At 69.8% G+C, this 14,311-nt stretch carries 11 protein-coding genes; all 11 read right to left on the bottom strand.

Annotation, left to right across the window (positions count from 1 at the left end):
* Positions 1–50 precede the first annotated feature (50 nt).
* Positions 51–878 (bottom strand): ABC transporter permease, encoded by an 828-nt coding sequence (locus JWQ81_RS04020; protein ID WP_297537561.1) that lies wholly within the window; start codon positions 876–878, stop codon positions 51–53.
* Positions 875–1,792 (bottom strand): ABC transporter ATP-binding protein, encoded by a 918-nt coding sequence (locus JWQ81_RS04015; protein ID WP_297537559.1) that lies wholly within the window; start codon positions 1,790–1,792, stop codon positions 875–877. The genes JWQ81_RS04020 and JWQ81_RS04015 overlap by 4 nt, the downstream gene beginning before the upstream one ends.
* Before the next feature lie 77 nt (positions 1,793–1,869).
* Positions 1,870–2,691 carry a thiopeptide-type bacteriocin biosynthesis protein gene (locus tag JWQ81_RS04010; protein WP_297537557.1) on the bottom strand — a complete coding sequence of 274 codons (822 nt, stop codon included), beginning with the start codon at positions 2,689–2,691 and terminating at the stop codon, positions 1,870–1,872.
* Positions 2,684–5,074 (bottom strand): lantibiotic dehydratase, encoded by a 2,391-nt coding sequence (locus JWQ81_RS04005; RefSeq protein ID WP_297537555.1) that lies wholly within the window; start codon positions 5,072–5,074, stop codon positions 2,684–2,686. The genes JWQ81_RS04010 and JWQ81_RS04005 overlap by 8 nt, the downstream gene beginning before the upstream one ends.
* Positions 5,071–6,585, bottom strand: coding sequence for a SagB family peptide dehydrogenase (locus JWQ81_RS04000; protein WP_297537553.1), 1,515 nt, complete (start codon positions 6,583–6,585; stop codon positions 5,071–5,073). The genes JWQ81_RS04005 and JWQ81_RS04000 overlap by 4 nt, the downstream gene beginning before the upstream one ends.
* A gap of 8 nt (positions 6,586–6,593) precedes the next feature.
* Positions 6,594–8,846: a TOMM precursor leader peptide-binding protein gene (locus tag JWQ81_RS03995; protein ID WP_297537551.1), complete on the bottom strand. Its 2,253-nt coding sequence runs from the start codon at positions 8,844–8,846 to the stop codon at positions 6,594–6,596.
* On the bottom strand, positions 8,843–10,312 hold the full coding sequence (locus tag JWQ81_RS03990; RefSeq protein ID WP_297537549.1) for an ATP-binding cassette domain-containing protein: 1,470 nt from the start codon (positions 10,310–10,312) through the stop codon (positions 8,843–8,845). The genes JWQ81_RS03995 and JWQ81_RS03990 overlap by 4 nt, the downstream gene beginning before the upstream one ends.
* Positions 10,309–12,396 (bottom strand): ATP-binding cassette domain-containing protein, encoded by a 2,088-nt coding sequence (locus JWQ81_RS03985; protein ID WP_297537547.1) that lies wholly within the window; start codon positions 12,394–12,396, stop codon positions 10,309–10,311. Before JWQ81_RS03985 ends, JWQ81_RS03990 begins: the two co-directional genes overlap by 4 nt.
* A 23-nt stretch (positions 12,397–12,419) precedes the next feature.
* The gene (locus JWQ81_RS03980; protein ID WP_297537545.1) at positions 12,420–13,736 is read right to left on the bottom strand and encodes a cytochrome P450; all 1,317 of its coding nucleotides are present in this window, start codon (positions 13,734–13,736) and stop codon (positions 12,420–12,422) included.
* 95 nt (positions 13,737–13,831) lie between these two features.
* A complete protein-coding gene (locus JWQ81_RS03975) occupies positions 13,832–13,987 on the bottom strand; it encodes a thiocillin family RiPP (protein WP_297537543.1) in 156 nt (51 codons plus the stop codon).
* Between the two features lie 60 nt (positions 13,988–14,047).
* Positions 14,048–14,188, bottom strand: coding sequence for a thiocillin family RiPP (locus tag JWQ81_RS03970; protein ID WP_297537635.1), 141 nt, complete (start codon positions 14,186–14,188; stop codon positions 14,048–14,050).
* Between the last annotated feature and the right edge of the window lie 123 nt (positions 14,189–14,311).

Genomic DNA, 14,311 nt, shown 5'->3' with positions numbered 1-14,311 from the left:
CCTCCTCTCATTGGATCACAGCCCGCGAACGGCGGCTCGGTTCGAACGGCTCAGCGGCCGGAACGCTTCGGGTCCCAGCGGAAATACTTCCGGGCGAACGACAGGCCGATCACGGCCCAGGCCAAGGTGATGCACAGCGGCCCGACCGCGGCCTGGAACTGGCCGAGGAAGTCCAGTGGCGCACCGGCGCCCCGCAGGCCCATGATCGCGCCGTGGCTGGAGAAGTCGGTGCCGAGATAGGCGGTGCGGACGATGCTGACGACCGGTGCCATCGGCAGGTACACCGCCACGTCGGCGAGCGGCCCGGGCAGTGACGCCAGCGGCGCGTAGATGCCGGAGCAGAACATGAACAGCACCATCACGGGCGTCACGATCCACATCGACGTGTCCGCGCTCGGCAGGATGCCGGAGATGCCCACGGCGATCATCGTGAACATCGCGACGCCCAGCAGCAGCCCGATCACGAGCAGCAGTGGGTTGGCGGGCGCCCCGGCGCCGAGTACCACCACACCGAACGCGATCAGCACCACCGCCACCGCAAGCCCGGGCAGCGACGCGGCCGCACCTTCGCCGGCGAAGATCGCGCTGTCCGGCAGTGACGCCGCGCGCAAACGCTTGTACACCAGCGCGTCGCGGCGTGACGTGACGGCGTTGACCAGCGTGTAGACGGTGAAGAACAGCGCGAACGCCAGAAACCCGGTGAGCGCGTAAACCCCGGCGGGCGCGCCGTCGACGGCCGGGCCATGCCTGAGCTGGAACGGCATGAAACCGCCGAGCGCCAGCGGGACCAGGGTGCCGGTGAGCGCGATGCCGATGCGCTTCCAGTACACGCGCTGCGACAGCAGGAACTGCGCTCGCGCGTAGGTGAGCCAGGTCATCGTGAGTTCCTCTCTCCGGCGGCAACCGCCAGGAACGCGTCTTCCAGCGAGCCTGCGTTCACGTTGAGCTCGGCCAGCTGCACGGCGCGCGCGTGCGCCCAGCCGAGCAGGGTGAACAGCACATGCTGGGGTTCGTGGCTGTGGACGAGCACGAGGCCTTCGCGCTCGGTTACTTCGGCGCCGTCGAGCGGCGGCAGGTCGGCGGTCGTGAGTGCGGGCGGCAGCCGGAACCGCACGACGGTGGCCGCGCGGGCGGTGACTTCGGCGAGCGTGCCCTCGCGCACGATCCGGCCGCGGTCCATGATCGCGACGTGATCGGCGAGCGCCTCGGCCTCCTCCATGTAGTGCGTGGTGAGCAGTACCGTCATCCCGCCGAGGATCAGCTCGCGCAGCAGCTGCCAGATGTTGCGGCGCGCCTCGGGGTCCAGTCCGGTGGTCGGCTCGTCGAGGAACAGCACCTCGGGATTGCCGAGTAGGCCGAGGGTGAGGTCCAGCCGACGCTTCTCACCGCCCGAGAGCCTTCCCACGGGGGTGCCGGCCCGGTCGGCGAGGTCGACCATCTCCAGCGCCTCGGCGCGGGACCGTGCGCCGGGGGTGAAGCGGCGCCAGGCATCGACGGTCTCCGCGACTGTGAGAACGTCCAGGAAGCCGGCCTCCTGCAACACGATCCCCACATACGGCGCGACCTTCGCCCGCTCCTTGAACGGGTCGGCGCCGAGTATCCGCACGGTGCCGCTGGTGGGACGCTGGAAGCCGGTGAGCACGTCCAGCGTGGTGGTCTTGCCCGCGCCGTTGGTGCCCAGCAGCGCCAGCACGCGGCCCCGCGGGACCTGCAGCGAGATGCCGTCCACCGCGGCGAACTTCCCGTAGTTCTGGTGGAGGTCGCGTATTTGAATTACCGCTTCGTCGCTCACGGAATTGAATTTACCGACCATTTCCAACCCCTGCCAGTGGACGATGAAACGACTATGGGATTACCTTTTCATGCGGTTCACATGACAAGTGTCATAGCGCGCATCCGCAGGTCACAGGCCGAAAGGAACAGCAGTCTGGCCAGCGCGGCCTCGGCCGCGGGGAACACCCCGATGCGATTGTCGGCGAGATGCAGGTGATGGAACAGCTGGAAATAGTTCGTGCGCGCTTTCGCCTCACCCGCCTTCGCCCAGAATTCCCGGGCGAAGCCTCGCACCAGCTCGCCGGACGGGCCTGCCAGCACGGCCTGGGTCTCCTCGAGCAGGCTTACCGCCCTGGCTCGCACCCGCGGGTCGGCCAGCGACGTCCACGGTGCCGGTGTCCAGGAGCGACGGGCCGGGCCGCCCGACCAGTACCAGCCGTACTGGTGTAGGAAACCCGGCCGCTGCTCGGGCGGGAGACCTTGGACCAGGGTGAGCATGAGCGCGGCGGCGAGTCCGGAGCGGGTGGGCCGCCGGTACGTGGCGAGCAAGCCGAGCATCGTCTCGCTGCTGAGCTGAAACAGTTGCTCGGCCACACCCAGATCAGCCCCGAACTTGCCGATTTCCGGGTCGTAGACGTGTTTCGTGTGGCCACCACAGGTTCCGTCGTGCGCCGCGGTGGTGAGCGCGTCATCCACCAAGCGCTCCACGTGGTTCAGAACCGGGGCGGCCGCGTTCAGCCGCCACCGCACGTGCAGCCCGGTGGAGTCGAGGAAGCGCAGGTAGAACCAGCGCAGGTCCGGGACCTCCGTGCGCAGGCGCCGGACCACCGGGCCGACCACCGAGCGCAGCAGGGGATCGCCCGCGCCGTCGGAACCCACGGGCACGCGGTAGTAGAGCCATTCGCGACGCTCAGCCATGGCGCACCAACCCCTGGAACTCGGTCGCCACCCGTTCGCCGTCGGACCCCTCGACCCAGTGGCCGCCGCGTGCCGGCAACGCCTCGACAAAGTCGAGGGTGGACACTTCTGGATCGGGCACGCCGAGCGCCGCCCAGACGGAGAACGGGTGATCGAACCCCAGCCACTGGGGCTTCCGTTTGCTCACCCGGCCACCGGCTCGGCTCACCCCGGTCACGAACACTTCGGCGGGCAGACCGTGCCCTTCCCCCCACACACGCAACCGCGCGAAGAACTCCACCGGCGACTCGGCGCGGTCCGGCCTCGGCACCTCGTCGGCCGCGAAGCTCCAACGGGCGCGGGCCCAGACCACGCGGCCGCTCTGCAGGCGCGGCAAATACCGCGCACTGTCCTCATCGGACACGAGTCGGTCGCGGTCCACGCGGCCGAGAGTCAACCAGGGGTTGGAGAGCAGGCAGACCAGGTCCGCGATGCCGCCCAGCAGGTGCTGAGGCACGGCGCCGGTGTAGCCGAATGCCACTGGACCGTCGTGATCGGACACCTGCAGGGTGTCACTCGCCGGGTCGTGGGCCAACGTCAGGCCGGCCAGCCCGGTGCCCGTTTCCGGATGCCGAAGGTCACCGGGGAGGTGCAGCATGGGCAGGCCGAGTGCCGGCCGTTGCAGCGACGCCCAGTCGGCGTGTGGTGTCACCTGGTACACCCGGCAGCCCGGGTGCAGGTTCTGCGCCCACTCGCCGAGCGGCGCGTCGAGTCCGTTGGCGACGGCCGCCCATCGGCCAAGCAGCCCCAGGCCACCGGAGTGCACGGCGTTCACCACAGTGGTGTGAGCGCCGGCGGCCACCTCCGCCGCCGAGGCGGCCACGACCTGGAAGAACACCGCGTTGCTCGCCGTCGCGAGGGTGCCGGTGCCATGCAGGCGGGCGGGATCGCGCGCGACCGACAGGTCGACCCGGGGCAGCAACCCGGCCACGCGACCGAGGTCGGAGCGGGTCAGGAAGGCGTACAGGAAGTCCAATACCGGCACGCCCGCCGCGCCGCGGCCGTGGCGGAGCACGAAGCAACGAAGCAGCTCGTCGTAGCGCGCGTTGCGCCAGATGTGCGGCACGAGCGCACGGCCGATCTCCGCCAGGTCGTCGACCACCGGCGCGGGCAACTCCGGACACAGCGGCGCGGCGACAGCCTCATGGAACAGCGGCAGCTCAGCCGCCCACGGCGGCGCGGGCTGACCCAGCGCCGCAAAGGCATCGGCAACGGCCGTCCGCGCTTGGGTGATCGAGGCAGTTCGCCGAGCCGGTGAAGGATCCGACGCGATGATCTCCTCCCGATCCGCGAGCGCCCGCGTGGCCGCCGTGAACTCGGACAGGTCAGCGAAACGCTCCTCGGCCCACGCGGCCAGCTCGCGGAAGTCGTCGCGCGAGCGGATCGACCAGGGCAGCACAGGTTGCAGCAGACCGATTTCCGCGAGCCGCCGAGCGAGTCCCGGCTCGTCCGGGAAAAGATCGGCGAGGAGCTCGGGCTCGCCGGGCAGGTCGGCGAGCAGCCGCTCGTACTGGCCGCAGCCGGTGATCTCGTCGACCCGCAGCGGAGTACGCCGCGCGACGACCCGGATGGGCAAGGTGGCGAGCCACCGTCCGTCGACCTGACACAACCCCTCGAGGGCAGCCACCGTCATGCGCCCCGCATGACGGCGCACCCGCAGACAAGCCAGCAGCAACGCCAGCGCGTGTGGACGCGACGAGCTGGTGACCCGCGTCCGGAGACCGGAGAAGCCCGTCACACCCACCGTCGTCAGTGAACTGAACGGGCTGGTCTTGAGCGCGACGCGGGTGAGGTACGCGGTGGCGCTGCGTACCGAGCGAGCCGACGGCGTGTCGTCCAGCGGGGCGGCCAGCAGCCGCTCGGTGAACTCCGGGCTCGCCAGCGCCAGTCCACTCGCGACAGCCGGCGCGCCCAGGTGCGCACGCATGGCCTTGGCAGCTCGCGTGGACTCGGCGGCGAAGTGGTCGCCGGCCGCCGTCCGACGCGCCGCCCCCTGCCGCACCAGATCGGTCCAACGCGCGACGTCAAGGGCCAACTCGGCGGGCAGCTCCACCGTCGGCCGCGGTATCCGTCCATTGTGGACATCTCGGCGGAGCTTCACGACGGCTTGCCGCAGCGGCTTGTCCAGCTCCGGTACCAGCCGGTAGAGGCGTTCGCCGAGCGGGACGGCCAGCGCGGCCGCGGCGCGCTCGTGCTCCGCGGCCTCCTGCAGGGCGGCCACGGTGTCATGGGCTTCCAGGTCGTCGATCGCGGACACCGGCAGCCCGGCAGCCCGGACCACGGCCACGGGGGAAACCGTGGTCCGGGAAGCCGCCGACGCCAGTGTTCCGACGTCGGGGATCATGACGAGGCCCAGTGCCGTTCACGCAGGAGCGAGTGCGCGCTGACCGCCCACTCCACATCGTTGACCGGCTTCCAGCTCTCGGGCAATGGCCGCGGCGGCGCGTCCGCCGGCAGCACAGGACGGCTGCCGAGGATGAAGTCGCCGACACTCGACTCGGTCAAGTAGTCGAGCCCGAACGCGCGGGCGGCCAGATCGGAGTCGCCGCTGCCGAGCCCGCACGGCGCGAGGCCCATCGCGGTCGCCACCAGGTACATCGTCTGGTACAGCACGCCGGCGTGCTTCAAGCTCACCGAGTAGGCGATGGCGCGGTACTTCCACGACAAGCGCTGGAACCGCGAAGTCATGGTCACCAGCACATCGGGGTCGGCCTGCAGCGCGGTGGCGACCGACGCGGTCTGCAGCAGCGCCTGCCGGTCCTGGACGCCGTTGTTCACCAGCACCAGCCGGTGACCCACCGGGTCGTAGTAGTAGATGCCCGGCTCCACGCCGTCGCAGCGCTGCACGGTGAGGTACAGCTCCAGCTCGTACGACGCGCCGCCACACGGGTACGGGCGGGTGCTCGCTTCATAGGGCGCGTTCGGTGTCGGTCCGTAGACAGCGCGGACGCGTGCGGTCCGGTACAACCACTCGCCGAGCTGCTTCGCCGTGAGCGGCTGCTCTCCGTACTGGCGCACGGAGCTGCGCGCCTCGATCACAGCGGTGAGCGACGGGTCGGTGGCCAGGACGTCGTCCAGTTCGGGCCGGTACAACTCGATCGCGGGCCCGTCGGGCATCGGTTTCACCGCGGGCCGGGGCTCGATGTCACCGAGGTAAGGGAAGATCCCGCCGAACGGCTGGTCGAAGCGGCCGCTGCGGGCACGCGAGTGCGTGAGCAGGTCGTGGAAATCCCATTGGCGGAGCACGGCTTCGGTGTCGGACGGGAAGCCGTCGGACTGGCCCTGCTCCACGAACCCCGCGCCGACGAGATGGCCCGCCAGTTCCTCGGCGGCGTTCACTGGCAGCAGTGTGGCCAGGTCCGCCGGGCCGCATTCGCCGCCGAGTCGCGCGACGACCGCGGCCGCCGCCGGGTCCACCAGCGTAAAGCGGTGCTTGACCAGCGGGGACTCCAGCACCAGCTCGTTGTCGAGGGTACGCAGCAGTGCGAACTTCGAAAGCCGCAGCCGGGCGTCCGGCTCGATGACGGCCGGGTGGTAGGCGCCATCGCGGCTGGTCGCCTCGATGCGGGCGAGCACGCGGCCGTCGACCTCCACGTAGCGCACGAAGAGTTGCTTCGCGCGTTCGGTGATCTGGCGCAGCTGCCGCGCCTGCGGGGCCGGCAACCGATCGCCGATATCCGGCTGAGGAGTGGTGACCAGATCGCGCAACGCTTGCGCGACTTCAGGAGCAACCCCGCGCAGCGCGAAGGAGCCAACGCGGCTGAGCAGGCGGAGGACGCCGTCACGCTCGTCGATCCGGACGTCGGAGCGCAGACCCACCAGCGTCCGCGAGTTGGTTTCTTGGGTGGTCGTCATGTCTTGCCTCACAGGAACATCGCGATCGGGTTCAGGTCGGCTTCCGCGGTGGGCTGGTCGAGCCAACCCATACGCACGGGCACGTCGAAGAGGCGGCCGGGCGCATAACGGGTCCAGAAGTGGCGCATGCCGGGCACCAGCACTTTCACCACGGGCAGGCCGATGTCGGGCCGGGTCTGGTCGAGCACCAGCATCTCCAGACCAGCCTGCTCGACAGTGCGCTGCGCGAGGCGGACGTCCTCGGCCAGGTCATCACTGCTGACGTCGGTGTAGTCGGCGGCGGTGCGAAGCTCACCCTCGAGCGGACGCAGGTACGGCTGATTGGCCAGCGTCGCGGTACGCCACCAGTGGTGCTGCTCCGGGTCGGGAAAGGCGTACTCCTCGGCGCCGTCGACCGCGCCGATCACGGCAGGCAAGAACTGGTTCATCTCCGTCATCGCCCGTGAGATGGCGATCTTCACGTCAAAATGCGCACCGAAGGCGATCAGCAGGTCTTCCACCGGCTTGTCGATCCGGCGGGAAACCGTGACCACCGTGGGAATCCCGAGGTCGGTGGTGAGGTCGAGCGCCCAGGCCTCACGGTTGGCGGCACGGTAGCTGCGCTGCCAGACGTCGAAGTACGGGTCCCCGAAACTCGCCAGGTCGATCGCCGGGCGGCGCAGCATGTTGTACCACCACACGGCGACGCTGTCGCGCTCCACCAGCTCCATGAAGCCCTGCACGATCGCGTCCTCCAGGCAGGTGCCCGCGGCGTTGCCGTTGGAGTCGGCGCCGCCGTACCGGTTGCCCTGCTGCAGCGGGTAGCCGAAGAACAGGCTCGCCGTGGGCAGGTACTTCGTGCGTTGGTGGGTGAGCGACCAGACCGGTGTCCAATCGAGCTTCTGGCTCACGTCGAACGGGTCGCACACGCGCTGGAAGTGCGAGCCGCGGGCGTTCCACTCGGCCCGGTCACGGAGCTGGGCCTCGCTGAACAAGTGCAGCTCGTTGGGCTGGAACGCCTGCTCCGGCCCGAGCTCCTGGTACGAAGCCGAGATACGTGCCTCGTCGCCGCGGTACAGGCCGCTGTAGCGCTCGATCGCCTCACCGATCGCCGACGCGCGCGCCTGCACATCGGTCATTCCCTTGCCGGACGCGGCGCTGCGGAGGCCGGCGCGCAGGTCGGACACGTGCCCCATCGGCACGGCGAAGTTCTGCCCGGCCTGATAGGTGTGCAAACCCTCCACATCGGACGGCAGTTTCACGAGCTGCTTGACCGGGCCGGTGATCGGGCTGACCAGTGGCTCGTACTCGGCCAGCAGCTTCTCCGGCGACTTGGCGCGGTGGCCGCCGTCAGTGACCTTGGCCTTCGGACGGCTGGTCAGCACCACGGGCAGCTGGTGCAGACGGCTCTGCAGTTCGCGGTCACCGCACGCGGCACACTGCGGGCGGCGGGTGAGCTTGTGGTGGTGGGTCTCCATGGTGACCGTGTCGAATGTGACGACCTCGGTGTCGCCGGTTCCGCGCTTCTCGGTCGCGAGCCAAGTCGCGACGTGCAGCGCGGTGAGCCGCATGCCGATCTGGCGGGTGGCGGCCAGATCCGCGAGCGCGGTGGCGGGCGGAGCGATGAGGCCGTTGCGCTGCTTGAGGTAGTTCATCACCATCTGGTTGGCCGACAAGCGCGCGGCCAGGCACCACCAGCATGCCGTGGTGTCCGGCTCGAACACCGGGCCGGTCCACAGCATCCCGCCGGTGGGCTTGGCGAGCAGCCATGGCCGACCGTCGGCGAGGCGGTCGAGGTTGAAGTCGGCGATGCCGGGGTTGAGGTAGTCGTCGGCGAGCACCACGGTAAAGGCGGGAGTGCCCGTGCCCAGGCTGAGCCCAGCCTGCTCGGCGGCCTCGGCGAAACCCTCGTCGGAGACGTCACCGAAGCGGACCAGGTCGATCGGAGTGGCGGCGACGCGCTCCAGAGCCAGGTCGCCATCGAGCGAGTGCATCTCCCAGAAGCCACCCGCACGCTGGTCGTACTCGTCGCGTACCTCCGCGACGTGACCGGCGGCCACGAGCCTGTCCAGAACAGCGTGCACACGCTCAGCCGGGTACTCGCCTGCCAGCGCGTCGACGACCTCGGCGCGCGTGTGCTTGCCGGCGAGCAGCGGCGTTGCCTGCTCTATGAGCCGACCCTGCAACCGCACGTGCCCGAACCGCTCGGCGACAAGGTACACACCGTCACCGTCGACGACCTCAGCGCGCAGGTACCGCTTGAACCGGACGACTTTCCTCATAGCTGCCCCCAATGGGTTTCGGTATTTGTCGCTTCTGGCCCGAGCACGACCACCCGATCGGCCGCGCGGAGCAGCCGGGGCGAATGCGTGACCACGACCCTGGTCACGCCCTCGTGGTCACGCAGTGCTTCCGCCGCCGTGTCCGGAGGCTCGTCGAAGAGGAGGATGCGGGGACCGCGCGCCAGGGCGCGGGCGTAAAGCATGAGCTGGAGCTGGCTGCGGGAGAACCCTCCGGCCCCACCGGCGACCACTGTGGACAGTCCCATGGGGAGGTTCCGAATCACTCCGGCCAGTCCGGACTTTTCGAGCGCCTGCCAGGCTTTCTCGTCGTCGTGGCTGGTTCGCCCGAGGACGACCGACCGGACGTTGCCACGTGGGACGTCGGCGTCCTGCGTGACGTAGCCGATGTGGTCGCGGATGTCGGCGAGCCGACGACGGGCACCGTCGTGGCGGACCTCGCCGCACTGGGCGACCTCCAGGCCACCGAGCAGCTTGAGCAGGGACGTCTTGCCGGCGCCGGAAGCTCCGGTGACAGCCACGAACTCCCCCGCCGCGATGTGGAGGTTCCTGAGCGTCGGGGCGCGGTCGTAGGAGACTTCCACGACCTCGATCTCACCCTTGAGTCGTTCGTTTGTGGACTGACGAGTGACGGGTGTGGCCTTGGCCAGCAACGTCTTCGCGCCGCGGACGGCCTCGGCCCCGACCACCAGGACCGAGCGGACCGTGTTGTCCGGACGGCCCAAAACCAGCACGAGCTGGACCAGGACCACGCACGCGACCGGGAGATCATTCGCGCGCGCGGTCCCGAGCACAATGGCGAGCAGCACCGGCAGGGTCAGCGCGGCCAATGCGGCCAGGCGCGGCTCCGTCTTCGCTCGTGCTTCCCGCGGCAGCAGCTTGGTGAGCATCCGCCTTTCGGCGGCGTAGAGGTGGATCTCGTCGGTGCCGGCGAGTACGGCGTCGAGCAGGTTCGTCGACTCGTCCCCGACTCCTCGGGCCTGCCACGCCATGACCACGAGGAGTCCGGCGGTGACACCCCCGAACGCGAACGCGAGCCGGGCGTCCACAGTGCACAGCACTACGAAGGCGGCACTTACCGTGGCGAGCGCCAGCAGAGCGTCGAGCAGCGCAGCGCCGACCAGGGTCCGCAACCGGGACACGAGGCTCGTCGCGGCGGCGCGCCGCTCGCGCCCGATGCGGCGAAGCTCGTGCTGAGCGGGATCTAGAACTAGGTCCCAGAGGGCCGGTTCGAGCTCCGCCTGGAGGCGGTGTTCGGTGGCTGTGGCGAAGCGGTCGCGGAGGACGAGCAGCAGGGTGACGGGGATCGTCGCCAGCGCGGGAACCCACCAGCCGAGCCGGGGCGCCAGCGCGGACGCGACACAGCCGGCGAGCGCGGCGGCCAGACTGGCCACTACCACGGCTGTGGCCTGACCGCGGACCCCTGGCCGCACCAAGAAGGCAGTCATGCCCGCACCCGCTCGCCGGCCGCATGACCGGCCGCAATGGTCAGTACCTGGTCGCCGTCGCTGACCAAGTCCATCGACGCGGTGGTGAGCACGGTGGTGACGGCGCGGCGCCGGAGTACGGCACCGATCTCCAAAGCCAGCGCCGGGTCCCAAGAACTGTGTGGCTCGTCGAGCAGGACCACGGCGGGATCCCGGAGGAGAGCACGCGCGAGGGCGAGCCGGCACCGTTCACCGCCGCTGAAATTCCGGCCACCCGGTTCGACCTTGGCACCGCGGGCACCGCCGCGCCGCATGACCACTTCGGACAGACGGGCGTCCTCCAGGGCACGCGCGACTTGACCGTCGGTCACGATGTCGTCGAAGAGCGTGAGGTTGTCGTGCACGGTTCCGGCGAAGAGCCAGGGAGTCTGGGGAACGTAACCGACGCCGTCGCGCACTGCCGCGCGTGGGATGTCCGCGTACACGCTGCCGCCGAGGCGGATCTCGCCGCGCACCGGATCCAGGGCGCCGGCGATCAGCTTGAGCAGGGTGGACTTGCCGCAACCGGGCGCTCCCGTGACCACGAGCCGTCCACCTGCCGGGACGGTGACCGTGACACCCTGCAGGATCTGGCGTCGATTCGAGTAGCCGAAGGCGACGTCCGCGAGTTCGATGGTTCCGTCTACTGTGGACTTCTCCGGTGTCGCCTCACGAACGAAGCGCGCATCGGGGGTGGCCTGATCGAGGTCTTCGAGCACGTTCAGCCGTCCGAGGAACTCAGGCAGCTCGCCGAGGTTGTCGAGCACCGTCCGTCCATACAGGAGGAACGGAACGAGCACCACCAGCGCCGCGAGCATGGTGGCCGGCGACCCCCAGCCGAGTCGCGCCAGCGGTCCGGCCAGTCCGGCAGCGGCACCCACGACAGCAGGCTCCACCGCCGTCGCCGCGGCGGCCCAGCACCGGGCACGACCGGCGGCCTGCCGGCGTGCGGCCAACTCCTCCTGCTGAGCCTGCCCGAACTCGGCGATCAGATCGGGCTCGGAGTGCTCGGCCCGCACCGCGTCCAGCCGTCCGAACGCGGTCCGCGCGAGCCCGCTACGCCGAGTCAACTCCCCGACGAACAGCCGTCGCGCGTCAGCTGACCGCCGACGGCCCGCCGACCGCAACGCCGCCGCCGTGAGCCCTCCGCAGATCCCCAGCAGCAGTACCGGCCAGGCCAGCCATCCGAGCACAATCGCCACTGGAAGGAGGGACGCCGCCGCGGCCAGCAACGGCACCACGCGGTGGGCCAGCAGCACGGCCGCTGTTTCCGCGAACCGCGCTTGGGTTCCGAGCGCCGCGCTCGACCGCCGATTCAGGAACGCGGAGGGCACCGTCAGCAGTTTGCCCAGCACGTCACGCTTCCGCCGCCGCGCCACCACCTCCTGCACGCTATTGAGCAGCCGCCGCTGCCCATACGCGAGCGTCGAGCACAGAACCGCCGCGACGCCCAAGACCACCGCCGCGGCCCCGGCCGTGAGGTGTCCGGCTACCACTGCCTCGACAGCCACCGCCAGTCCGGCGGTCACCGCCCCCAGCAACAGCCCGGCCACCACGGCCGCGGCAACCCGGTACCGCGCCACCGCGAGCCACTCGGCACACAACCGCACGGCCGACCATCGAGGCACGCCTCGCGAAGCGTTCTCCGCGACCGGAAGCCCGGCCTCGAAGGTCAGCACGATCCCACTGAACTCGGCGCGGAACCGTTCGCCGGTGCGATCATGCCGACCACGGGCAGGATCGTTGACCGCGACCGTGCCGTCGCCGGCGACCGCCTCGATGACGGCGAAGTGATTACCCCGCAACAACACGATCGCGGGCAACGACAACGTTCCCAGTACCGGCACCGGGTCTCCGTCATGGATACGCAGACCACGTCCCGGCATCCGATGTGCGGCGGCAACACGCAGCAGGTCAGCCGCCGTGGTCCCATCACGCGAGACCCCGCACTCCTCCCGCAACCGGGTGGCGGGGACTGGCGTGCCCCGGTGGGCGAGCAGGATGCCGAGACAGGCGGGCCCACAGTCAGCGTCCTCGACCTGCCCGACCACCGGCGTCGCGGACACCCGTCGGCTCCTGGTAATCACGGTCACACACCCGCAGGGGCCGACGAGAACGGGCACCCTGCCGGAATCTCGCTCGCCGGCGACATCGGTGGTGCGTCTGCCGTCGAAGTGGCGGAGCGGGGAGCGAGGCCGACATGCAGCTCAGCGGGGCTATGGAAGGCCATCTCGTCGCGCCGGCGGAGTGCGGTGTCCACCAGGCTGAAGTCGGGCGTGTGCGCGGCCAGCGCGGCCAAGACCAGCTCGCCCTGCAGGACCGCCAGACTCGCGCCCAGGCAATAGTGCGGGCCGTGGCCGAAGGCCAGGTGCCGGGACTCCGTACGGTCGAGGTCGAAGGCGAGTGGATCCGTGAACACGGCCGGGTCGAGGTTCGCGGCACCGTACAGCAGCAGCATCGTGCTGCCCTTCGGGATGGTGATGCCGTCGAGTTCGATGTCGGACTCGGCGATACGGCTCATGAGCGGCAGGGGTGGGTAGAGGCGGATGCCCTCGACGTACGCGGCGGCCGCCAGCGACGGGTCCGCGACCACGCGGCGCCAGGCCGCCGGGTGGCGGTGCAGGGCGAGAACGACGTTCGCGAGAGCGCTGCCCACAGTGTCGATCCCCGTCATGAAGAGCATGAGGACCATGGACACCAGCTCATCGTGCGACAGGCGACCGTCCTCTTCGGACGACGCGCGCTTGAGCCGGGAGATCAGGTCGTCGCCGTCGCCGCGCGTGGCGACGAGCTCGTTGATGTAGCCGATCACCTCGGCGATACCGGTCTCCGCCGCGGAGCCAGGTGTGCCGTAGCGACCGCCGACGCGCCCGGTGACTTCATTCACCACCGCGCTGTTGACCGCGCTGGCCCAGCCCAGCACCCGCGGCCGGTCCTCCGGCGGCAGGCCCAGCATCGCAGCCGTGGTGTACACCGGTAATGGCCCGCACACCTCGCCCACGAACTCGCATTCGCCTTGCCGCAGCGGTCCGGCCAGCAGGTCGGCGACAATCGCCCGCACGTCGGGGCGCAGCCCGGCCACGGACTTCGCGCTGAACTGCGAGGCCAGGAGCCGCCGCAGCCGCTGGTGGTCGGCAGGCGGCTGGATCGGCAGCAGGCCGTCGAGGATACGGCTGGCCGCCTCGTCGAGGTGCCGCGTGGCGGACCACTCGTCCGGCATCCGCAGGGCCCCGGCGGGGTGTCGCGCAAGCTTGGTCACCAGGTCGTGCCGGGAGATGATCCACACGGTGCCCGCGCGGATCACCGGCTTCTCCACCGCGAGGCGCGCGAACAGCTCGTTGTCACCCATCGGCTGCGACTTCGGATCGCCGATGAACCGCAGCGTCGCCTTCGTCAGCTCATCCATGCTCGCTCCCTCGGGTTCTGGTGGTGTGCCGGTGTGCGCCGACTGGTCGACGCACACCGGCGTCTACGTCACTAGGGCCGATCGCCCGCCGTCCGTCAGAAGCAGGACAAGCAGGCCGCAGTGCCCACGGTGGCCGGGGTGCTGATGGTGCCGGCGGTGCTGGCCGAGGCCGCGCCACCAACTTCCGAAAGCTCCTCCACGGTGAGGTCCTCGATCTGCAGGTCTGGCGTGTTCAGCGTTTCCGGAGTCATGTCATTCCTCTCACTACGAGTATTTGCGACAATTGCTATCGAAAAGCGAAAGAGCCCGGATCAGAAGCAGGCGCAACCGATGCAGGCCGCGGTGCTGACCGGCGTACTCGCGGTCGACGCCGTGCCGGCACAGTCGGCCGCGGCCACGTCGTTCAGCTCTTCAATGGACAGGTCTTCGATCGCAGGCGCATTCTGCTCCATGTCGATCACACCCCAATTCAATTCGTTGCGACGGGAAATCGAATGTTCGGGAATCCTTTCCCGAACCCCGACAACCAGTCTGGCAGCTGAGCCGAACGAATTCGTCGGCGATTTGATCGGTTG

Origin of the sequence: Amycolatopsis sp., from assembly GCF_025464955.1 — a bacterium.
Classification (GTDB): Bacteria; Actinomycetota; Actinomycetes; order Mycobacteriales; family Pseudonocardiaceae; genus Amycolatopsis.
Note: the sequence above shows the minus strand (reverse complement) of the source record. Positions and strands in the feature narration are given on the sequence as shown.